The sequence below is a fragment of the Bacillus sp. 165 genome (genome assembly GCF_017742235.1).
Classification (GTDB): Bacteria; Bacillota; Bacilli; order Bacillales; family Bacillaceae_G; genus JAGHKQ01.
In genome coordinates, this window is record NZ_JAGHKQ010000001.1 from 697,752 (window position 1) to 720,211 (window position 22,460).

Below are 22,460 nucleotides of genomic sequence, written 5' to 3' on the forward strand. Positions count from 1 at the left end.
AAACAACTTGTTAGATATGTCTATTTTCATTGGATTACTGTTTTATTTCTAGCTATGAAGCAGACAGCGTACTGTCAAAGCTTGATGAATAATACGTTCTTGTTCGACTTTATGAACAATTGGGTCACCGCCTGCAGTACTTGAACGATCCAAGCGTCCGATATAGTCTACTTTTAAGCGACCGGAAGCCAGTTCAAACAGAATCGGGGCAATATAATGCCATCCTCCCATGTTCTTCGGCTCTTCTTGAACCCATACAATCTCTTCCAAATTAGGATAACGTTCAACAATTGCTTCCACTTCTTGCTTAGGAAACGGATATAATTGTTCGATTCGAACAATATGCAATTCATCTAAGTGTAGCTCTGTTTTGTTAGACTCTATTTCAGCAGCCAAATCAATAGCCATCTTACCTGTTGTTAAAACCAGACGCTTTACTTTATTCACTTCTTTGCCAAGCTGCGGCTGTTCTAATACCTTTTGGAATGCCCCCTCAGCAAGATCTGTTCCAGTAGAAGCAGTTAACGAATTACGCAACAGGCTTTTTGGCGTCATAATAACTAATGGCTGAACGATGTCTGTTCCCAAAATAGCTGCTTGACGACGTAAAATATGGAAATATTGCGCTGCACTCGTCAAATTTGCAACTGTCCAGTTGTTTTCAGCAGCAAGCTGTAAAAAACGTTCCGGACGAGCACTAGAATGCTCAGGTCCCTGTCCTTCATATCCATGTGGTAAAAGAAGAACAAGTCCTGACTTTTGCCCCCACTTAGCTCTTCCAGATGAAACAAATTGATCGAAAAGAGGTTGAGCTGTATTAGCAAAATCTCCGTATTGCGCTTCCCACATAACTAGTGTTTCAGGCGCGAACACATTATAGCCATATTCAAAACCGACAACTGCCGCTTCTGAAAGTGGGCTATTATAGACTCCAAAAGAAGCTTTCGCTTGTGGAAGACAATGCATAGGTGAAAAAGTTTCGTTTGTTTCAGTGTCATGCAACACGACATGTCGCTGGGCAAACGTTCCACGTTCTGAATCTTGTCCAGATAAACGAATCGGTGTGCCGTCTTTTAAAATTGAAGCAAATGCCAATGCCTCAGCTACTGCCCATTCCACCTTACCATTTTCTTTCAATGCGCCTTCACGACGCTCTAGAATACGCTTTAATTTTGGATATATATTAAAGTTTTCCGGCCATTTAAGCAGTTCACTGTTTAATTCCTGAAGTGTATCAAGTGAAACAGCTGTTTCTATATATGGAATTCCATTAGCGATTTCCACTGGTATCTCTACTTCGTGTACCGTCTCATCTCTTCCTTTATCTACCACTTTATCATACTCAGTCTGTAATGTATCTTGAACCTGACGCTGGATTTGCTCTGCTTCCTCCTGGGTCATTAAGCCTTGAGCCTTCAATTGTTCTATATACAATGTTTTTACAGTTGGATGCTTATTAATTTTTTTGTAAACTTGCGGTTGGGTAACTGAAGGATCATCCATTTCATTATGACCAAAGCGTCGATACCCTACTAAATCAATAAGGAAGTCTTTTTTAAAGCATGCACGATACTGATACGCAAGGTAAACAGCTGCAAAACAAGCCTCAGGATCATCAGCGTTAACGTGAACAATTGGAATTTCAAACCCTTTAGCTAAATCGCTTGCATACCTTGTAGAACGAGAATCATGACTATCTGTCGTGAAACCTACCATATTGTTTGCAATAATATGAATAGTTCCTCCTGTTTGGTACCCTTTTAACCCACCTAAATTCAGAGTTTCTGATACAATTCCTTGACCCGGGAATGCCGCATCCCCATGAACTAAAATTGCAAATGATTTAGAAACATCTTGTTCAGGGTAACCAGCTTTGTTGCGTACTTCCTGTGCAGCTCTCGCATAGCCCTCCACAATCGGATCGACAAATTCCAAGTGACTCGGATTATTAGCTAAAGTAACACATGCGCGAACAGTTTCTTCTTCACCAATGGACTTGTCTCTACCTAAATGGTATTTGACATCTCCTGTCCATCCGTAATTGATTCCTCTTGAACCTTCCGATGGTACAAGATCTTTATTTGGAGAATGATGAAATTCAGAAAAAATATTACTATATGGCTTTCCTAATACGTTAGTGAGTACATTTAGACGTCCACGATGTGCCATCCCAATCATAACATTTCGGACACCATCATGAACTCCTTCACGAATTACTTCATTAAGCATTGGCACAAGCATATCCAAGCCTTCAATGGAGAATCGTTTCTGACCAACAAACGTACGATGTAAAAATTGTTCAAACCCTTCTACCTCTGTCAATTGCTTTACAAGGTCTAATCGTTCTTCTTTTGATAGCGAACGGCGCAATGTTCCCGTCTCCACCATTCTGTTTAACCATTGTCTTTCCTCGATACTATGGACGTGATCAAACTCATAAGCTAGCGAAGTAACATAAACTTCTTTCAAACGTATCACTGCATCCAAGGCCGTTTTGACCTCTTGAGGTGCATCCTCCCATACTAAATGAGCTGGAATCGCTTTCAATTCTTCTTCGCTTAAGCCATACTGTTCTAAATTTAAAAAGCTAGGTTCTTTTACATTACTCTCTAACGGATTAATTTTTGCCTCTAAATGGCTATATGAACGAATATCTTCGAGAAGTCTTACTACTTTCAGCACTTTTCGCATATTCACTAGACTATCAGGAATATTAGACACATGTTCAATGGCTGTTTCAATATCATTAGTCTCCACAGAAAGTGGTGACCCCCAGTTTAAAAATAATTCTTGTAATTCTGGATCAACAGAACCCGTACCGTTCACGTACCGTTCATATTGTTCAGCTACATAGCCTAGATTTGGCCCGTGAAAACTTCTCCAAGGATTTTGTTTAGTTTTCTCCATTCGCAATTCCTCCAATGATGCCTTGCTTAATGTAAATAAATAATGAACTAACGAGAGTTTCATTTTAAAAATTGCAGCTTTTCTAAAATAGGTTTTTTTCTATAGCAAAATTCTAATCAACCTACATATATGATTTTACATCAGTTTTTTTGAATAATCTATAATTTATGAGTATCTATTGTTATAAAAAGAAAAAAATAATTTTTCTAACCAAACTCTTCCTTTTTTTGATGATAATCAACAGAAGTTAGTATATTTAAATATTCTCTAAATATAGTAAAATTTGGTCTGCAATCGCTTATTAATTTAGAAAGGCTTTTAACGAATTACACAATTATAACAAATATATTCTCATTTATTTATCTTACATTTTGTTCGCGCCCATACTTTCCAACATATTTTTTTGATATCGTTCACGAAATATGAGTGTTCAGATATACTCAAGTAAATCGATAAAAATGTTGCTCTAAATGTTCTATCCCCTTCATTTGTTACATACAACTCCAGACAATTTGACCATTGACAATTCGTTTCTGTTCGCAGACAACGAAAGGAACGTATGTTCTAATTATAAAACATAAATGATTTTAAATTTACAAAAGGGAGAATTTTGAAATGGTAAACTCTAGCCAAAAGATTTCTACGTTTTTAATGTTCTCAGGGAATGCTGAAGAAGCAATGAACTTTTACACATCCCTATTTGACCAATCAGCAATAAATACAAAGTTTCATCATGAAGACGGAACATTGCTGCATGCCTCATTTACATTAAAAGGACAACTATTTATGTGTATGGATAACAAAAATGGACACCATCATCCCTTTACCCCTGCAATATCACTATTTGTAACATGTGATACTACTGAAGAAATCGATACCGTTTTTGAAAAATTGTCTCAAGATGGCAAAGTTTTAATGCCTTTAGCAGCTTCTCCATTCAGCGAAAAGTTCGGTTGGGTTGAAGATCGATATGGTGTTTCTTGGCAATTAAGTTTGGCAAAAATCTAAAAGAAAAAGCAGACCTTTAAATACAGTTAAGATCTGCTTTCCAAATTGCCCCTTTTGTTTGTTTCTTTTGCCATGACCTCTTTATCTGAACTAATGTCATTAATCAAATTCATACAAATAAATCGGGTAATTCAAGAAGTTTCTAGTTGTAATTTCAGATAGTATAGTCACCGAAATGTTGATATATTAAGTTAGACTATTCGCCTAAATCTACATTATGATACATATGTTGCATATCTTCCACACTTTAGCGATACGTATTTCTGCACTAACGTTTTCAACGATTGATTTCATGAATAAATCGCTACAAACATATTACATATTAACTGAAATGCCAATATAAATCAACATTAAGGTTTGGCATATCGTAACAATGGTTCAGGTGAGATTTGCTTCAGCTTTCCCTTTCGACAAGCACACCTCTTTTATATCCAGCAAAGCATAACTGACAACAAAAACAACAGCGAATATTGTCATGTTGTTTTTGTTGTCAGAAAATTCAGTATATATTATGCTAGTTATAAAAAGGAGTGAGAGATTTGCTATATGTATTTGATACAGTAAAACAACTTCCGTTAAAATTAGATGGTGATGGCTATGCATATGACTTGTTAAATAAGGAGATATTCTCTTATGAACCAAAATCTATTAATGACCGTTACATTCCTATAACTCGAAATTCATACAATAATTTGTTTGCAAGCATAGGTTTTTATGAAGAATTTAAACTTCATGTGTTCGTTCAAGAAATAAATCAAGAATTGGCGAAGTATGGGTTATATGATGGAAATGATTTTCCGAAACCAGTTAAAGTAACCTTCGACGAAGCGAATGTATAAAACAGTATTTCATATAGAATTGATGCTTGAACTTGTAAAACTAGGGAACGATTTTCCATCCAGCGAACAGATTTATTATTTTTAGATCCGAAAAAGATTTGATTGTATTGATTGGCAAAGATTATGACGAATACATCTAGGAGGAACATATGAACGAAGAAAAGAAAACAGACCGGACACGAAAAGAAGAAGTATTGAACTGGGTTGGCATTCTAATCTTACTAGTCATGATTTTTATATCTAGTATGCAATTGCCCTGAAGATTGTCCATGAAAATGGGACAATCTTTTTAGCTTGAAGGGAATTGTGAATATTTGTATACCTCTTAGAATGAAGCGAGATGCTAGTATACGGACAATGACTTTTGGAAAATGCGGTAAAAAGTTTCACTACAAAGTAACGGTTACGCATGCTCTAATAAAACCTTGATAGATAGTAGGTCTTTGTCATCCGCTTCAAATCCGCAAAATTCCCCATCCGACATACAGAACTCTTCAACTAATATACAATCATAAATGGGGACATCTTTTCATGCAGTACTGGATGAAAAGATGTCCCCATTTAATACGTTTTATATTGTAACGTTTATCTTAATCGAAGACGTTTTTGTTGTAAAATTAGGAGATCCATCGCATGACATATCAACATTTTGATGATCATTCACCTAAATCTACATTATGATACACATGCTGTACATCTTCCAAATCTTCTAATGCATCAATCAATTTTTCGAATTGTACTTGTGCATCCTCAGTCAATGTTATGTCGTTTTGCGCAAGCATTGTTAATTCCGCAATTGTAAATTCAGTTATACCTGCATTTTTGAACGCTTCTTGTACGGAATGGAACTGCTCTGGTTCTGCATAAACAACTACAGATTCATATTCTTCTTCAATATCACGGACATCTACATCCGCTTCCATTAACATTTCAAGCACTTCATCTGCTGTTTTACCTTCAATACCAATAACAGCCGTTGCATCAAACATATATGTTACAGCTCCGCTTACTCCCATATTGCCGCCATTTTTATTAAAGGCAGAACGAACTTCAGCAGCAGTGCGGTTTACATTATTTGTTAATGCATCTACAATTACCATAGATCCATTTGGTCCAAATCCTTCGTAGCGAAGCTCGTCATAACTCTCCTCCGAGCCGCCCTTAGCTTTTTCAATTGCCCGGTCAATAATCGTTTTTGGCACACTATACGTTTTAGCACGCTCAAGTACAACTTTTAAAGCTCTGTTTGATTCTGGATCTGCTTCACCTTGCTTTGCCGCCACATAAATCTCACGGCCAAATTTTGCATATACACGACTTGTATTTGCGTCTTTTGATGCTTTTTTCTCTTTAATATTGTTCCATTTACGACCCATAATGAACACTCTCTTTCCACTTTGAATCTACATAAAAACTATTCACATAAACTATACTACTACTTCAGCACTTTTTCAAAACAACTGCTAAGCAGTTCGTTACAACTTATATTGTAAAAATACAACATAAAGTGAAGAGAAAGACTGAATGACTAACCTTTATTATACATCAACTGCCTAAATTTTCACGAGTTTAATAATATAAAAAATAAAGAGTCTTTAAGCTAATTTAACATCCATTCCGGAGATGGTTCGTTTTGTTTCCTATATTTTCAAGATTCATTATCTAAATACATTTTCTTACACTATTCTAAAACACATTGATAATAGAGAGAATACGATAAACATTTCTTCAGTATTGATAGAAGTTCTTCAACCGTAAAGTTTAACTATTGTTATCATACATAAAAAGCAATCCTCTTTCTGTTAAAAGGATTGCTTTTTATTTTACATTTGATGTTGTTGCTGGAGAATAAGAGAAGAAAAATACTTCCTACCTTCAGCTGTTTGAATATGTAACACTTCATTTCTTTTCTGTTCTGAAGATTTTGGATGTGTCAGTTCAAATTCTATAGATGCCCCATTTAAATGTTCAGTCACTCTTTTTATCCGATATCCCTTTTGAATAAGAACATCCATTTTACTACGCTCTATTATAAACTCTTTGTACTCTGACATTCCTTTTCTCCTCCCCTTTTCATAAACAGGAAAAATAACATGCTCGTTATGTTGTCAATGTTTCATTCAGCGGTTGCCCATATTTTGCTCGTTTTAAATATGTTCCGTGTTCTGTATTTCCTACAAAGCATTTGTCACGAATAACGAATGTACCACGTGAAAGCACAGAAACAGGTTCTCCTGTTATCTGCATCCCTTCAAATGCATTATAATCCACAGCCATATGATGTGTTTCCGCAGAAATAATACGCTCTACATTTGGATCGAAAAGTACTATGTCCGCATCCGATCCTACAGCAATTGTCCCTTTTTGTGGAAATAATCCGAACAACTTGGCAATTCGAGTAGAAGTAATATCTACAAATTGATTTAACGTAATTCTTCCTTTTTTCACTCCTTCTGAAAATAAAATACTAATACGGTCTTCGATAATAGGACCGCCATTTGGAATTTTTGTAAAATCATCATATCCTAGGTCTTTTTGTCCTTTAAAATCAAAGGAGCATTGATCTGATCCTACCGTTTGAAGCTGCCCTGTCTTTAATGCATTCCATAATACCTTTTGATGCCATTTCTCACGAAGCGGTGGAGACCAAACATATTTCGCTCCTTCAAAATTCGGCTTCTCTAGCGCTGACTGGTCCAACACTAAATATTGTGGACACGTTTCACCCCATACATTAAATCCCTTATTACGTGCTTCTACGATTTTTTCAACTGCATCGGCACAGGAGACATGGACAACATATAACTGAGAATTAGCAAGACCTGTTAAGGCCGCGGCACGTCCCGTCGCCTCCCCTTCCACTTCTGGAGGTCGTGTCAAGGCATGATAAATCGGGGCTGTTTTTCCTGCTGCCAATGCTTGCTTCGTTAAATAGTCAATAACATCTCCGTTTTCCGCATGAACCATGACAAGAGCGCCTAGCTCTTTTGCTGATACCAGCGTACGGTATAATGTTTCATCGTCCGCTTGAAACACATTTTTGTAAGCCATAAATACTTTAAAAGATGTAATTCCCTCTTCCTCTATCACTCTAGGCAGCTCCTGCAGCACTTCTTCATTTATTTCTGCAATCATCAAATGAAATCCGTAATCAATTACAGCCTTCCTTCTTGCTTTGCCATGCCATCTTTCGATTGCTTTGTGCAAAGGTTCTCCTTTATTAGTTAAACAAAAATCAATAACTGTTGTGGTTCCTCCGAAAGCCGCAGCGATTGTTCCGGATTCAAAATCATCCTTTGTGACAGTTCCTCCAAAAGGCATATCTAAATGAGTATGCGGGTCAATTCCTCCAGGAAACACATAACAGCCCGACGCGTCAATGACCTCTGCTTCTGCTGTATCAAGACTCGTCCCAATTGCCGTTATTTTCCCTCCATCAATGAGAATATCTGCCGTATACGTGTCTGCTGCTGTAACAATAGTACCGTTTTGAATTATTTTTTTCATAACTTCTCCCCTTTCCTGCTTATTTCCTACGGTTTATTGCTTCTTCACTTAATGCCTTAATGCTCGCTTGCCGATCATTCCATGTCATAGGCTGTTTACTTGGAATTTCAACCATATGAATAGCTGTATCCACCGGACAAACAATGGCACATAAATTACAGCCTACACAATCCTCTTCCCGCACCTTTAAATAGGACTTGCCTGTTTGATCCTTCAACATATCAATACATTGATGGGAGGTGTCTTCACAGGCCAGATGGCATTTATTACAATTAATGCACACATCTGTATCAATTCTAGCAACAACTTTATAATTTAGATCCAAATCTCCCCAATCAGAATACTTATGAACGGCTTTTCCTACTAAATCCATTGCAGAAGAAATATTTCTTTCATCTAAATAATTATTCAATCCATCAATCATGTCCTCTACAATGCGGAATCCATGATGCATCACTGCAGTACATACCTGAACGCCAGTCGCTCCCATCAGCATAAATTCAACAGCATTTTGCCAATTAGAAATTCCGCCGATGCCTGAAATCGGGATGGAAATATGCGGACTTCTTGCACATTCTGCCACCATATTTAACGCAATCGGTTTTACTGCTGGTCCACAGTAGCCTCCATGGGCTCCTTTTCCTGCCACATGCGGAATAGTGTTCCAATTCTCTAAATCAACTCCCATCAAGCTGTTGATTGTATTAATCATACTGACTGCATCAGCTCCGCCTTGCACAGCAGCTTCCGCTGTTGCCGTAATATCTGTAATATTAGGAGTCAGCTTTACAATGACAGGTGTTCTAGCAGCTTCTTTCACCCAATAAGTTTGCTTTTCTACTAGCTCTGGAACTTGCCCAGATGCCGAACCCATTCCTCGTTCTGCCATACCGTGAGGACACCCAAAGTTCAGCTCTAGTCCATCAACACCTACATCTTCGACTCTTTTTACAATTTCATGCCATTTTTCTTGCTTAGGCTCAACCATAAGTGATGCGATAATTGCTCGATCAGGAAATTTCTTTTTTGTTTCATAAATTTCCTTTAAATTTACGTCAAGCGGCCGATCTGTAATCAATTCAATGTTATTGAACCCCGCAACCCGCTGACCATTGAAACTAATAGCAGCAAACCGTGAGGAAGTATTCAAAATCGGTTCTCCTAACGTCTTCCAAACAGCACCACCCCAACCTGCTTCAAATGCCCGCTGTACTTGATAGCCAGAGTTAGTGGGTGGAGCAGAAGCAAGCCAAAACGGATTCGGCGATTGAATGCCAGCAAGGTTAATTCTTAAATCTGCCATGACTAAATCCCCCTTTGTATAGTTGTTTACAATTGAGGTGATTTGCACAGTTTATGAAGCGCATGTGCTACCTCTTTCCCTTGCTGTGCTGCGGTTACAACCATTGCTTCCCCATTGCCCTTTCCAAAAATCAAATCTCCGCAAGCAAATATTTTTGGGTCTGAGGTTTGATAGGTTTCACGATTGACTGTTACCACTCCGTCGTTATGTTCTACGTCAAATTGTTCTATTAAACTCTTATATCGCATTTGACCTATAGCCTTTATCACTGCATCAACTGAAATAATATACTCTGAATCAGCTACGGGCACAGGGAGACGACGCCCATCCTTTCCAGACTGTTTCAGCTTCATTCGGACACACTCTATTGCAGTTACTTTTCCGTTTTCATCACCTATAATTCGAGTTGGAGCTGTTAACCATCGGAATTCTACCCCATCCTGCTTAGCAAACTCATATTCAAAGTCATAAGCGGTCATCTCGGTTTCAGTTCTTCGATACATCACCTTAACATTCGCTGCACCTAGACGAATCGAACATGTAGCAGCGTCAATCGCAGTATTGCCAGCTCCAATAACAACAATATTTTTACCTACAAAGCTATCTGGGAGTGTCCCTGATTTTGTACCCTTCACAAATTCAATAGCATCATACACTCCATCCAACTCTTCTCCATCAATCCCTAACATAGGGACTTTACCCATCCCTACCGCAAGGACAACCCTATCATACTTTTCTAGTAACTCTGAGGCAGATATATCTATCCCTACTGTTGTGTTCGTACGAATCTCTACATCTAAATTCTTCACTTGCTGCACTTCCCAAAACGAAATACGCTGCGGTAAACGAAATGAGACAATGCCGTACGTATTCAATCCTCCTGCTTCGTTTGCAGCTTCAAAAATTGTAACTTTATAGCCTAAAAGCGCCAGTTCACGTGCAGCTGATAAGCCAGCCGGTCCCCCGCCGACAATGGCAACTGTTTTTCCATTCTTTTTTCCTGCTTGAAAAAGCACTTGCTCATTTTGAATTGCCCAATCCGTTGCATAGCGCTGCAAATTGCCTATCATAATCGGTTTGGTCGCATGATTAAGCACACATGCTCCTTCACAAAGCTCTTCTGTAGGACATACACGTGCGCAACTGGCACCAACTGGATTAGAAGACATAATAGTTTTTGCAGACCCTTTTAAATTACCGGAAGCAATTTTTTTAATAAACTTCGGGATGTCGATACCGGTAGGACATGCTTGAATACAAGGGGCATCGTAGCAATATAAACAGCGATTCGCCTCTTCAATCGCTTCTCGTTCCGATAATCCTTGCTGAACTTCCTCAAAATTCTTCCTTAAATCATTTAACGAGATTCGAGCCAAGAACAATCCCTCCTTTTAGCATGCCAAACACCTATAAAAGAATGAACTTTTATGGAAGAAGAGCTGTCATTTCTTCGTACGTTTCAGGACGACGGTCCCGATAAAATTGCCATAAATCTCTAACTTCTCGAATCATTTTTTTGTTCATTTCTCCAATAATAACTTCATCTCTATCACGACTTGCCATCACAACAAAGTTACCTCTTGGGTCCACCAAATAAGATTGTCCATAAAATTCTCCCATGTTCCAAGGACCTTCATATCCCACTCGATTAATAGCACCAACATAATAGCCATTCGCTACTGCATGAGCAGGCTGCTCCAACTTCCATAAATACTCTGATAATCCTGCAACAGTCGCAGACGGATTAAGAACAATTTCCGCTCCTTTTAATCCCAGAATACGTGCTCCTTCTGGGAAATGACGATCATAACAAATATATACACCTACTTTTGCGAACGCTGTATCAAATACTGGATACCCTAGATTTCCTGGTTTAAAATAAAACTTTTCCCAAAATCCGCATCCTTCGTTGCCCACACCAACATGAGGAATATGGTGCTTTCTATATTTTCCGAGATAAGAGCCGTCCGCATCAATGACTGCAGCTGTATTATAATAAGTAGCAATTCCTTCTCTTTCATAGATTGGAAGAATAATAACAATACCAAGTTCTTTTGCTAACTCTTGAAAAAGCTTCGTTGTCGGTCCATTCGGAACTTCTTCAGCTGCATTGTACCATTTTGTACTTTGTTCAGCACAAAAGTATGGGCCGTAAAAAATTTCCTGTAAACAGACAATATTGGCTCCTTTTTCTTTAGCCTCTCGCACAAGTTTAATGTGTTTTATAATCGCTGCTTTTTTATGAACCTCGACCGGCTCATTTCCGTCCACATCATTAGCAGCTTGAATTAATCCGATTTTTACAATGTCAGCCATAACAATCCCCCCTATAAAATGAAACTTCCATCAGTGAAGAGGTTCTTTCTTCACTGACAGTTTATTAAATCAATCTTGTATGCTGTCGTATTACTGCTTATCCAAATTCAATTATGCCTTCTCTCTTATTTGAAATCTTGCAAGTTGCCATATTATCGAAGTAATTTAATATATGATTTCTAGCAAAATTTTAGACATGGTTATCTCTTTATTGCCGCAGTTATTTCAATAGATATAGTTGTATCAATATTTTCTTTTATGCTAAAATTGGCATTTCGTTCACACGTTTTACAAAAGTCTGGCTGGTTTTACTCTATTCTTATGACAGTGATTTTAGGTCTTGCATGTTACTTGATTTTTTCAAAATACCGTACAATACGCTTAGGAAAAGACGACGAACGTCCAGAATTCAACTATCTTACGTGGCTCTCCATGCTTTTCGGAGCAGGAATGGGAATTGGTCTGTTATTCTACGGGATTGCTGAGCCAATTGCACACTTGAGTTCTCCCCTAACAGCTAGAGCAAGTCCTGAAGACAGTGCACGTTTCGCTATGCGTTATTCATTTTTCCATTGGGGATTGCATCCGTGGGCTTTATATGCACTCGTTGCTTTAGCAATCGCATATTTTACGTTTCATAAAGGAAAAACTGGTACAATCAGTGCCACTGTTGCTCCCTTATTTAATACTTCTTCTTGCTCTGCATTAGGACGTACTATAGACACTTTAGCTGTACTGGCAACTGTATTTGGCATCGTTCCTTCCTTAGGTATTGGAGCGCAGCAGATTTCAGGAGGATTAAGCTATCTATTCCCATCGGTCCATAATACTCTATTAACACAATTAACTTTGATCGGAATATTTACTGTACTGTATCTTCTATCAGCACAAACAGAAACAATCCATAACACCTCTATTTTTACTCTAAATATATTCAGTGTAGAAATATATGATGAACAGTCCCATTAGAGAATAAGCAGCATCCTGCGTACATATAACAGACATTCATAAACTACAGAGTAATAACAAACAAAAAGAGCTTCTATCAAAAACATGAATATGCTTTCCTGTAATGCCTTCACCAAGAGCAAAATAAACAATGATTATAACCTTATGTAGTAAATTTCAATGAGGAGTTTTTTATAAAACTAGTGAGAATACTTTGGCTAATTACTCGATGAGCAAAGGGGGGTGCAAGGGTTTTACTTATCTATATATTCATGATAACATGGCTTTCTATGCCAAAAGGACAGTTTCGTCTTATACTTAACATTATTCACACTATTTCCTATATTAAAAAGCGTATAAACAGCTCATACGCAATATAGCGGAATATATATGAAAAAGAACCAGCCCCTCTGAACGGCTGATCCTTTTTATTAAATGTCCAATATAATCGCCGATTACCGTGACACTCTCATATCTCTAACCTTTAGAAATCCCTTTCAATGTTTTATTTCTTTAAAGCGACAGTTAAACCATGTGCTACGCAGCCTGCTCCAATACCAATCACTGTACCTAAAATCAGTCCCAACCAGCTACCAGTGATAAAGCCAATTGCGCCACCTAAAATCAAAAATCCCCCATAAAACACTCCAATTGCTTCATATATTTTTTCATCATACTGCATGTTTTTACCCGCTCCCTTCGTTTGATTCAATTCTGAAAAATCTACCCCCTCGAACTCAGACAGGACAATTTCCAATGCTTCCTCCTCTGTCATTCCTTGAGAAACTAATTCTTTTACATGCTCTGTTATATGAGATTGTATTTCCTCTTGAAAATCATTATTTTTATTAGATGACAATCGCAGCTTGAATAAAAAATCTTTTGTATCTTCCTTAAATTGCTCAACATTTTGTTTCATTTCTTTTTTAGCATTGTTTAGATTCATTTTGACTTCTTCTAAATAAGTCATATTTTCAGTAGAAACGATACCTGAATTGACAGAAATATCATTCACAAATTTTTGGATGGCTTTTTCTGCTTTGGTACTAAGTAATCTATTAGTCACGATTAGTCACTCCTTTTAAAAAATGGTCCATGATTGTTTTAAAAAATGTCCATTCATCTTTTTTTTCTTCTAAAACAGTTTTACCTTCGTCTGTTATTTTGTAATATTTCCTTCGCCCGCCTTCAACACTTTCATCCCAATAGGACTGGGCATATCCATTGGTTTCCAACCGCTTCAAGGCCAAATACAGTGTACCTTCCTTAATTTCAAAGCTGTTTTTACTTTCTTCCTTGACGCTTTTACTCAATTCATAGCCATACATATCACGCCGATAAATCATACTTAAAATAATTGTATCAATGTATCCTTTTAGCATTTCTTTATTCATTTCCATATTACGAGCATCCCCTACCCTTTAATATATATTACTCTATATAACAAGGTATAAGAACAAAAAATCCCTTTAACTTGTGTTTTTATTGTAAATTATAATACTCTATAATGCAAGGTAGGAAAACCTTTTATTAATAAAAATTTTCTACTTCTTCCTACCAACGACACAAAATCCATACAACAAATTAAGACTTTAGCCTTAGCTTCGGCTAGGGCTAAAGCTTGTATTAAAACAATATTTTTCTTGTTACACTAAAAAGTGTTTGCCCTATGTTCTTTAAACATAGAAAGCACCCATCAATTTATCATTGTATTAGAACTATAGGAGGGGAAAAGTTGAAAAAATTAGGACCAACGGGTATGAAATGGTTGAAAATACTTCATATTATGCTAGTAACATTGTTCTTTGGCGGAATAACAAGCTCGTTAGCTTTAAATCTGGGGATTTCATTAGATTCTTATACTAAAACTTTTGAGACCTATAAAAGTATAGTCATAATTAGCGATAATATTATTAGAATTGGAGCAGTAGGAACTTTATTTATAGGTTTATTGTATGGATTATTTACAAATTGGGGGTTTTTTAAGCATAGATGGGTAACTGTAAAATGGATTCTATTTATGATTCAAACCTTCATTGGTATATTTGTTGTTGATAAATTAATGTTGGTCAATATGATGATTCTTGAGAATCAGAAAAGCATGGCGTTAAACAATCCTGTTTTTATACACAACCATACATTAAGACAATATGCCGTCATCTTTCAAGTTGTAACTACTATTTTTATTCTATGCATCTCTGTAATAAAACCTTGGAAAAAGAAAAAAAGCATTTCGAAATAAAAATAATGTAAGTTATAGCTGCCAGGCACTGCTTCTTTAACTTACATTATACTTTCGTTTGCTATCTTAGCTTCAATAAAGCATTTAGCAACCTTTGCCATGAACGTTACGGAGTTCTATAACCTAAAATCTCCTGAGCTGCTCGTTCTCCACTTTCTGCCGCCCCGTTGAGATATCCTTGAAACTCAATAGATGTATGTTCACCAGCAAAATGCAAGTTACCTTTTGTCCCTTCGCGTTCGCCTTCTATACCGGCAAATGTTGTATACTGCCCAACCTTCCAGTAAGAATACGAACCTAAAGCAAATGGATTGTCTAACCATTCATCTCTAGTCACCATTCCATTCCACTTACTTGAAATGCCAGGTAATACCGGTTCACACTGCATCAAAAACCGTTCTGCCTGTTCTTGTGGAGTTCCTCCATTCAAACTTTTACTAATAGCTCCGCCGGTATAGTTAACTAAAATCCCACTATTACCAGCTTGTGCGCGACTAGCCTCAAATGTATTTTGATATCCCCTATCAGCGAAGGTTTCACCATTACAGCCAAGAGTATGCCAGTGACGATCATGAAATTGTACGTGAAGTTTTGTATTAGTTCCCATACCCAGTTCCTCAATCGCTTTGATTTTCAACGGTCGTAAGCCCGCTTTGCTATAATCTACTGAAGTACGCAACACTGAAAACGGAATTGTGAGTACAACCTTATCAGCATTCACATCAAATGTATTTGTTTCACTTTGAAAAGTAAGCGTGTAGGTTCCGTTATAATTTTCTTTTATAGCGATTAAACGTGTTCCTGTGACAATTTGATTTTCCAATGTTTTGGATAGTATCGTAGAAATTTGATCATTGCCGCCGCGTATATGGAATCGCTCATCCGAAGATCCGAAAATCTGAAACGGTCTCTTTCTAGAAAAACCAAGTAGATAAATCAAGTTCAATGCACTTTGTTCCTTTGATTCAGCGCCATATTCAATATTATAGGCAACATCCAATAAGTGGCCAAACTTGGAGTTGATTCCTCCAGGAACATTCTCATTAATCCAGTCCCTTATGGACATATGATCAAGCTCAAAGCCTCGCTTCGTAAACCTATTATATAATGTAGGATAGGCTGCCAATCGAAGGTCCTTTTGTAATCTATGAAAAACTTGCTTGAAATCCTGAGTAACTTCATCAAATGAATATGCCTGTCCATTGAAATAGTAGCAAGGTTGAGTCCCTTTTGCCTCAGCTTTATGCAAATTATCTATCTGTAATCCTAGTTCATGACAAAGCCGAAGAATAGCTTCGTGTTCCGTATCAATTAATGTTCCTCCACGTTCAACAATTTGATTCTCTGAAAAATCTCCTCTGCGTGTGCTGCACCTCCCGCCTACTTGATGATTCGCTTCATATACCGTACTCACAATTCCCGCCTGTTTTAAACGATAGGCACAGGTTAATCCAGCTAGACCAGCACCAACAATAACAACTTTGGGTGATATGAGAGTGTTGGATGGTAAAAATGAATTTGAGGGAGGGATAGAGACTTGCGGAACAATTACGTTGGGGGACAAATTCTCGTTTTCTAAGCATTCTCCGTGATTGATTGAGTTATATGAAATATCTTTTTCAAATGTTTTACACATTTCTACATAAGTATTTCTAAGTATTTCAGTCAATGGTGTTCTAGCCATCACAGCTCCTCCAATTTAATAGAAATACTATAAAATATGCATTTCTATTAAATTGGCTTGTACCTCTATCACAACCAAAATAAAAATATGTGGTTGTCTATAAGGGGTGCTTGCAAATCTTTGCCGTCCTAATAACTATTTGTTCATCCTTACAGCTTCAATTTTTTTCTGTTCCTATGGAACCTTTCCTATACCGAATTGTTTTTTTGATTTAGAATATACACCCTCTCTGGTCTTCCGATCATTCCGTATGAAAGATCTGCTGCGACTTCCTTCTCGGAAACGAGATATTCTAAATAGCGTCGTGCTGTGGTTCGGCTAACTCCTACTTTTTTCCCAACTCTCTCTGCTGTCATCCCTTCCTCTGTTTCTTTAATAACTAACAACACCTTATCTAGTGTAAGCTTATCGATTCCTTTAGGCAGAAAAAAGCTGCTTTTATTTCCTCCTGTTTTCCCTAAGAGTAAGTCAATTTCCTCTTGTGACACTTGAGGCTGAGTTAGTTTTAATGAATATAGCCTTTCATAGAAGCTTTGATATTCCAATAATGTAGCTTGAAAACGCTCAAAGATAAGAGGCTTTACAATAAAATCAAAAACACCAGCTCGAATAGCTTGACTTACTGTATTAATTTCTTTTGCAGCAGTAATCATTATGGTATCTATATGCCCATAATGTTGCTGTATGTAGCGCAAAAACTCTAATCCATTCATATCAGGAAAGAAGTTATCTAGTAAAATCAAATCTGGTTGTAAAATACGTACTTGCTCCTTTGCCTGTTCTTCATCTGTAGCAATACCAATTACTTGAAAATTCTCCAGCTTTTCTACAAAGTGGCGATGAATTTCAGCAATTCGTATATCATCTTCGACAATTAGTACTTCAATAGCTTTTGTTTTCTGCATTCTCTTTACTCCTTACACCTTTTTGGAATAGCTACGGTAAAGGTTGTTCCTCCATATTCATTCTCAGAAAAAATAATATACCCTTGCATCTGAGTGACGGCTTGTTGAACAAGAGCCAAACCAAAGCCACTATTCTTGCTATCTTTCTTGGTTGTAAACCCTATTTCAAAAATGTGTTCTTCATACTCTTTGTCGATTCCTTTTCCTGTATCCTCAACTTCTATGATTAAATCTTCTCCTAAGTCTGTCAAAAACACTTTCACTTTTTTTTGACCTGATTTATTTCCAATAACAGCCTCCATAGCATTATCAATGAGGTTTCCTATAATCGTAACTAGACTGTCTCGATTAATAGAGGAAGGAATATCGGCAAATGTGCTATCCTCTTCAATCTCCAATTCTACTTTTAATTCATTGGCCCTGCTGAATTTACCAAGAAGCAATCCCCCCACGATAGGATCTGGGATTTTCTTCATTATAAAATGCATCAGATTTTGTGTAACATCAGACTCTTTTGTGATAAAATCAATTACTTCTTGATAAGATTCTAATTGGATTAACCCTGAAATAGTATGTAATTTATTTGAATATTCGTGAGTTTGAGCTCTTAACCCTTCTGCATATTTCTTTATGTGCGACAACTCTTCTGTTAATCTCTTTAGTTCTGATTTATTTCGAAAGCTAGCAACTGCACCTGAAATTTGATTTTGATTATTATATATAGGAATTCGATTCACAACCACTACATTGTCTCCGATAATAGATTCTTGATCAAACTCTGCATGCCCCGTTTCAACTACATTAAGCAAGCGTGAACGTGGCAATATATCCACAAGGTGCTTCCCTTCTGCATTTGAAACTCCTAATAATTTTAAAGAAGCTGCATTGGCCATTGTAACAATTCCTTTTTGATTAATAGCAATGATTCCTTCATGAATCGATTCTAAAATAGCTTGCTTTTCTTGATATAAATGGGCAATTTCTCTCGGCTCTAAGCCAAAGATAGCTTTTTTTACACTGTAAGCAATCAGCAATGCCCCTCCTATACCACCCAGTATGATGAACACAGTTATATAGAGAAGCTTTTGACGATAATGTTCAATCTTCTTTTCAATATCTTCCGTTAAAAATCCGACGGAAACAACTCCAATAACCTCACCTTTTCCATCAAAAACAGGTGCCTTTCCACGCAAAGATCTACCCAAAGACCCTATAGATTCGGATACTATCTCTTTCCCCTGAAACACCAGCGCATTATCTCCACCTACCATCTTTTTTCCGATTCTTTCAGTAATTGGATGAGAATACCGTATTTCGTCCCTATTGCCTACTACTATAAACTCCGCCTTTGTTTTTTTCCGAATCTCTTCTGTAATCGGCTGAATTATTTGGGAAGGATTAGCTGTGTAAAATGCCTCTTTTATCTCTGGCATATTTGAAATGGTTTGAGCAACCGCTAACGCTCTTACTCCCATTTCATGCTTTAAATTGTTTTGCAACATTGATTGAAATATGAGTTCAAATAAAACTATAACTACTATTAACAACGAACAAATCAAAATAATCAACTTATAATGTAAACGCATTCTTATCTCCCCTTATTCTCATTGTAATGAGATTTGCACAAACAAAAAACCCCTTTTTTTAAGGGGCTATGCTTCTACATTAATAATTACTTTTTTCCCTCTGAGCTTCATGAAGATCGGAATAAGAATCCAAATTACCGCTGCAAGCAAGAAAATACTTGAAACAGGATGAGTGAAAAAAGTAGAATATTGTCCGTTAGAAATCGTTAAAGCACGACGCATATTATTTTCAATCATTGGTCCAAGAACTAATCCTAGCACGAGCGGAGCAATTGGATAGTCGTGCTTTGTAAGGAAATAGCCTGCTACACCGCATACAAGAAGCAACCCTAAATCAAAAATCGAGACTTGTACCGCATATACTCCAAAAATGGAAATAGCAATAATCATAGGAATTAAATATTTAGGCGGTGTTTCAATAATTTTTGCAAATACCCTGACAAGCGGCATATTCAAAATTAACAGCATTAAATTACCAATAAACATACTTGCAATCAGGCCCCACGCCACTTGAGGATGCTCTTCAAATAATAATGGTCCGGGTTGAATGTTATACATAATTAATGCTCCCATCAAAATAGCGGTTGTACCTGAACCGGGGATACCAAGAGTAAGAAGGGGAATCATAGCACCTCCTGAAGCAGCGTTATTTGCAGACTCTGGAGCCGCTACTCCTGCAATAGTCCCTTGTCCGAATTTACTCGGATTTTTACTGATCTTCTTTTCTACAATGTAAGAAAAAAACGAAGCTAAGGTTGCTCCTGCCCCAGGTAAAATACCGATGAAGAATCCTAATAAAGAACCACGCACGATTGGCCCTGAGCTCTCGTTTAACTCTTCTTTTGTGGGAAGGATGCGTGTAATCTTTGCAACTTGTCCTTCATTTGTTTCCCGTTCTAAAATTGTTTTAAATACTTCGCCAAGTGCAAATAAACCTACAGCAATTGTTAAAAATTCCAGTCCTTGATATAAAGAAGGAATATTATATGTAAAACGTGCCACACCCGAGACATTATCCATACCAATTGTCGCGAGCAATAAGCCAAACACAGTCATAATCAATGCCTTTGTAATAGATTTGCCAGCTAATCCGCTCACGGCACAAAGCCCCAATACCATTAACGAAAAATATTCTGCAGGACCAAATTTTAAAGCCACTGTCGATAATGGTTTTGCAAGAAATGCAAGTGCAACCAGTGTAACAATACCAGCAACAAAAGATCCAATTGCAGCAATTGATAAAGCACTACCTGCTCGTCCTTGCTTTGCCATTTGATATCCATCTAATGCTGTGACAACAGAAGATGACTCCCCAGGTGTATTTAATAGAATAGAAGTAGTGGAACCACCATACATTGCTCCGTAATATACACCTGCCAATAAAATAATAGAGCTTGTAGCTGCCTGCTCTGGGGGCAACCCGCTTGTTAAGGAGGCGGTAACCGGAATTAATAAAGCTACTCCGCTCATCGGACCGATACCTGGAAGTACACCTACAGCTGTACCAATTAAAACACCTACAAATGCAAATATAAGATTATACCATTGAACAGCTGTTTCAAATCCTTGCATCAAATACTGTAATGTACTCATTCTGCTTCACTCTCCTCTTCACATACCCAGCCAAACTGGCCAGCCAGGCATAGAACCTTTTAATACATCAACAAAGATGAAATAAACGCCGAAGGAAAATGCACTAGAAATCAAGATTGATTGTATCCACTTTCCTGCTTGCATCGTTTGAAAAGTGATAAGTAAAAAGAGAAATGTACTGATAACATACCCAACACTCTCAAGAAATGCTATGTACATAACCGTTGTACCTAAAATGATAAAAAAACGTTTATAATCATAAAAACCAGCTTGTTTATGTTGTTGATAACGAAACGTTTCATAAAACAAACGAGCACTTAAGAGCAATAAAATAAGGCCTAAAACAAAAGGAAAAATATCCGGTCCTACTGCACTTCCATATGCAGTTTTTGAAATTTGTCTACTCTCATACATAAAGCCGATTCCAAGTACAAAAAAAATTATGCTTGCTATTTGATCAAACCGTCGATCCATATACATACACCTCAATCTCGACTAGATTTTAAAAAGAAGGATAAGAAAGCATTTCCTTTCTTATCCTATCTGTATTGTTTTACTTTTCCATGCCCAATGCTTTTAATAAATCCTCAATCAGTTGTTCTTGTCCACCAAGGAATGTTTGAAAATCTTTGCCATCCCGATAATCACTTTCCCAGCCTTGTGTTTCTAGCTCTTTTTTCCATTCCTCTGTTTTAACGAGCTTTGAAATAGTCTGTTGCCAATACTCATATGCTTCTTTTGACATTTCCTTAGGTCCGAAAACACCTCGCCAAATAATAAATTCAGCGTCGATTCCTTGTTCCTTTACAGTTGGAATATCCTTTAATTCACCGCTAAGACGCTTAGGAGCAGTAACACCCAACACTCGTACTTTTCCTGCCTTTAAAAATTCTCTTACACTAGAAATATCAGTGGAAATGACATCTGCATTATTCCCTAATAATGCCGTGATAGCTTCTCCGCCCCCATCATATGACACATACTTTATAGAAGCCGGTTGAATTCCAAATTTATACGCCGGTAAAATTCCAATTAAATGATCCATAGAGCCTGGTGAAGAACCACCTGCAAGTGTGATTTTAGAAGGATCTGCTTTCATATCCTCTAAAAGAGATTTTAAATCCTTGTATTTTGAATCTGCTCTAACAACAATCGCTCCATAGTCCTTTGTCAACTGGGCAAGCGGAGTTGTATCTTTGTATCCAAACGGGCTATTTCCCTCTTTCTTTAAATTGTTAATTAGAATAGGAGGTGAGCTTATAAACAACTTCTCATTATTTTTCTTTTCTTGAGTTGCATATTCCGCCATGAAAACGGCACCCCCACCGCCTGGCTTATTTTCAACAGTCATTGTTTGCTTTACAAGTTTTGTTTCTGTTAACACTTTTGTAAATGATCTTGCCGTAATATCCCAACCCCCTCCTGCACCAGATGGAGCCACAACCGTAATCGATTTTTTCGGATATCCTTTTTCAGCAATATTCCCAGATGTCTTACTTGCATCACTGCATGCCCCTAATCCTAATAAGAGAATACTAGATAATACTAAAACAGATAACTTTTTTCTTCTTTTCATTTTTACCCCTCCTCAGTGTAAGCGTTTCCTACTCTAACAATATTCT

General features: G+C 37.2%; 18 protein-coding genes and 1 pseudogene. 4 read left to right on the top strand and 15 right to left on the bottom strand.

Annotated features, from left to right (window positions below):
• Positions 1 to 48 precede the first annotated feature (48 nt).
• Complete coding sequence (locus J7Q84_RS03560; protein ID WP_481747527.1) at positions 49 to 2,913, bottom strand: 2-oxoglutarate dehydrogenase E1 component; 2,865 nt, start codon at positions 2,911 to 2,913, stop codon at positions 49 to 51.
• Between the two features lie 609 nt (positions 2,914 to 3,522).
• Between J7Q84_RS03560 and J7Q84_RS03565 the strand changes: the two genes are divergently transcribed.
• Both J7Q84_RS03565 and J7Q84_RS03570 read left to right on the top strand, forming a co-directional pair.
• Positions 3,523 to 3,915: a VOC family protein gene (locus J7Q84_RS03565; RefSeq protein ID WP_209092998.1), complete on the top strand. Its 393-nt coding sequence runs from the start codon at positions 3,523 to 3,525 to the stop codon at positions 3,913 to 3,915.
• 539 nt (positions 3,916 to 4,454) lie between these two features.
• On the top strand, positions 4,455 to 4,754 hold the full coding sequence (locus tag J7Q84_RS03570; protein WP_209092999.1) for a hypothetical protein: 300 nt from the start codon (positions 4,455 to 4,457) through the stop codon (positions 4,752 to 4,754).
• A gap of 656 nt (positions 4,755 to 5,410) precedes the next feature.
• Here the strand turns inward: J7Q84_RS03570 and J7Q84_RS03575 are convergent.
• The 6 genes from J7Q84_RS03575 to J7Q84_RS03600 all read right to left on the bottom strand — a co-directional run bounded on the left by J7Q84_RS03575 (position 5,411) and on the right by J7Q84_RS03600 (position 11,880).
• A complete protein-coding gene (locus J7Q84_RS03575; RefSeq protein WP_209093000.1) occupies positions 5,411 to 6,130 on the bottom strand; it encodes a YebC/PmpR family DNA-binding transcriptional regulator in 720 nt (239 codons plus the stop codon).
• 447 nt (positions 6,131 to 6,577) lie between these two features.
• Positions 6,578 to 6,808: a hypothetical protein gene (locus tag J7Q84_RS03580; RefSeq protein ID WP_209093001.1), complete on the bottom strand. Its 231-nt coding sequence runs from the start codon at positions 6,806 to 6,808 to the stop codon at positions 6,578 to 6,580.
• Positions 6,809 to 6,854: 46 nt separating this feature from the next.
• Positions 6,855 to 8,261: a dihydropyrimidinase gene (gene hydA, locus J7Q84_RS03585; RefSeq protein WP_209093002.1), complete on the bottom strand. Its 1,407-nt coding sequence runs from the start codon at positions 8,259 to 8,261 to the stop codon at positions 6,855 to 6,857.
• A gap of 19 nt (positions 8,262 to 8,280) precedes the next feature.
• Positions 8,281 to 9,564, bottom strand: coding sequence for an NAD-dependent dihydropyrimidine dehydrogenase subunit PreA (gene preA, locus J7Q84_RS03590; RefSeq protein ID WP_209093003.1), 1,284 nt, complete (start codon positions 9,562 to 9,564; stop codon positions 8,281 to 8,283).
• A gap of 26 nt (positions 9,565 to 9,590) precedes the next feature.
• A complete protein-coding gene (locus tag J7Q84_RS03595; RefSeq protein ID WP_209093004.1) occupies positions 9,591 to 10,940 on the bottom strand; it encodes an NAD(P)-dependent oxidoreductase in 1,350 nt (449 codons plus the stop codon).
• A gap of 49 nt (positions 10,941 to 10,989) precedes the next feature.
• Positions 10,990 to 11,880 carry a nitrilase-related carbon-nitrogen hydrolase gene (locus J7Q84_RS03600; RefSeq protein WP_209093005.1) on the bottom strand — a complete coding sequence of 297 codons (891 nt, stop codon included), beginning with the start codon at positions 11,878 to 11,880 and terminating at the stop codon, positions 10,990 to 10,992.
• A gap of 222 nt (positions 11,881 to 12,102) precedes the next feature.
• Here J7Q84_RS03600 and J7Q84_RS03605 point away from each other — a divergent pair.
• Positions 12,103 to 12,774 (top strand): annotated as a pseudogene (locus tag J7Q84_RS03605) (BCCT family transporter); the annotation flags it as partial.
• A gap of 559 nt (positions 12,775 to 13,333) precedes the next feature.
• On the opposite strand, the gene J7Q84_RS03610 reads toward J7Q84_RS03605, so the two are convergent.
• A complete protein-coding gene (locus J7Q84_RS03610) occupies positions 13,334 to 13,894 on the bottom strand; it encodes a permease prefix domain 1-containing protein (RefSeq protein ID WP_209093007.1) in 561 nt (186 codons plus the stop codon).
• Entirely contained in the window at positions 13,887 to 14,228 is a 342-nt protein-coding gene (locus J7Q84_RS03615) for a PadR family transcriptional regulator (protein ID WP_209093008.1), read from the bottom strand. Before J7Q84_RS03615 ends, J7Q84_RS03610 begins: the two co-directional genes overlap by 8 nt.
• Before the next feature lie 335 nt (positions 14,229 to 14,563).
• Here J7Q84_RS03615 and J7Q84_RS03620 point away from each other — a divergent pair, with 335 nt between their 5' ends.
• Complete coding sequence (locus J7Q84_RS03620; RefSeq protein ID WP_209093009.1) at positions 14,564 to 15,070, top strand: DUF2269 family protein; 507 nt, start codon at positions 14,564 to 14,566, stop codon at positions 15,068 to 15,070.
• A gap of 106 nt (positions 15,071 to 15,176) precedes the next feature.
• Here the strand turns inward: J7Q84_RS03620 and J7Q84_RS03625 are convergent, their stop codons facing one another.
• The 6 genes from J7Q84_RS03625 to J7Q84_RS03650 form a co-directional block, all read right to left on the bottom strand.
• Positions 15,177 to 16,754 carry a flavin monoamine oxidase family protein gene (locus tag J7Q84_RS03625; protein WP_209093010.1) on the bottom strand — a complete coding sequence of 526 codons (1,578 nt, stop codon included), beginning with the start codon at positions 16,752 to 16,754 and terminating at the stop codon, positions 15,177 to 15,179.
• Between the two features lie 188 nt (positions 16,755 to 16,942).
• Positions 16,943 to 17,659 carry a response regulator gene (locus tag J7Q84_RS03630; RefSeq protein WP_209093011.1) on the bottom strand — a complete coding sequence of 239 codons (717 nt, stop codon included), beginning with the start codon at positions 17,657 to 17,659 and terminating at the stop codon, positions 16,943 to 16,945.
• A gap of 5 nt (positions 17,660 to 17,664) precedes the next feature.
• Entirely contained in the window at positions 17,665 to 19,245 is a 1,581-nt protein-coding gene (locus J7Q84_RS03635) for an ATP-binding protein (RefSeq protein WP_209093012.1), read from the bottom strand.
• A 66-nt stretch (positions 19,246 to 19,311) separates the two neighbouring features.
• Positions 19,312 to 20,838, bottom strand: a complete 1,527-nt coding sequence (locus tag J7Q84_RS03640; protein WP_209093013.1) for a tripartite tricarboxylate transporter permease — start codon at positions 20,836 to 20,838, stop codon at positions 19,312 to 19,314.
• Positions 20,839 to 20,856: 18 nt separating this feature from the next.
• Positions 20,857 to 21,312, bottom strand: a complete 456-nt coding sequence (locus J7Q84_RS03645) for a tripartite tricarboxylate transporter TctB family protein (protein ID WP_209093014.1) — start codon at positions 21,310 to 21,312, stop codon at positions 20,857 to 20,859.
• A gap of 79 nt (positions 21,313 to 21,391) precedes the next feature.
• On the bottom strand, positions 21,392 to 22,414 hold the full coding sequence (locus J7Q84_RS03650) for a Bug family tripartite tricarboxylate transporter substrate binding protein (RefSeq protein WP_209093015.1): 1,023 nt from the start codon (positions 22,412 to 22,414) through the stop codon (positions 21,392 to 21,394).
• Positions 22,415 to 22,460: the final 46 nt, after the last annotated feature.

Bases quoted from the DNA above. Each gene is read 5' to 3' on its own strand.
- J7Q84_RS03645 (WP_209093014.1), bottom strand. From the start codon at position 21,312: ATGGATCGACGGTTTGATCAAATAGCAAGCATAATTTTTTTTGTACTT.
- J7Q84_RS03600 (WP_209093005.1), bottom strand. From the start codon at position 11,880: ATGGCTGACATTGTAAAAATCGGATTAATTCAAGCTGCTAATGATGTG.
- J7Q84_RS03580 (WP_209093001.1), bottom strand. From the start codon at position 6,808: ATGTCAGAGTACAAAGAGTTTATAATAGAGCGTAGTAAAATGGATGTT.
- J7Q84_RS03615 (WP_209093008.1), bottom strand. From the start codon at position 14,228: ATGGAAATGAATAAAGAAATGCTAAAAGGATACATTGATACAATTATT.
- preA (WP_209093003.1), bottom strand. From the start codon at position 9,564: ATGGCAGATTTAAGAATTAACCTTGCTGGCATTCAATCGCCGAATCCG.
- J7Q84_RS03640 (WP_209093013.1), bottom strand. From the start codon at position 20,838: ATGAGTACATTACAGTATTTGATGCAAGGATTTGAAACAGCTGTTCAA.
- J7Q84_RS03635 (WP_209093012.1), bottom strand. From the start codon at position 19,245: ATGCGTTTACATTATAAGTTGATTATTTTGATTTGTTCGTTGTTAATA.
- hydA (WP_209093002.1), bottom strand. From the start codon at position 8,261: ATGAAAAAAATAATTCAAAACGGTACTATTGTTACAGCAGCAGACACG.
- J7Q84_RS03565 (WP_209092998.1), top strand. From the start codon at position 3,523: ATGGTAAACTCTAGCCAAAAGATTTCTACGTTTTTAATGTTCTCAGGG.
- J7Q84_RS03650 (WP_209093015.1), bottom strand. From the start codon at position 22,414: ATGAAAAGAAGAAAAAAGTTATCTGTTTTAGTATTATCTAGTATTCTC.
- J7Q84_RS03630 (WP_209093011.1), bottom strand. From the start codon at position 17,659: ATGCAGAAAACAAAAGCTATTGAAGTACTAATTGTCGAAGATGATATA.
- J7Q84_RS03575 (WP_209093000.1), bottom strand. From the start codon at position 6,130: ATGGGTCGTAAATGGAACAATATTAAAGAGAAAAAAGCATCAAAAGAC.
- J7Q84_RS03625 (WP_209093010.1), bottom strand. From the start codon at position 16,754: ATGGCTAGAACACCATTGACTGAAATACTTAGAAATACTTATGTAGAA.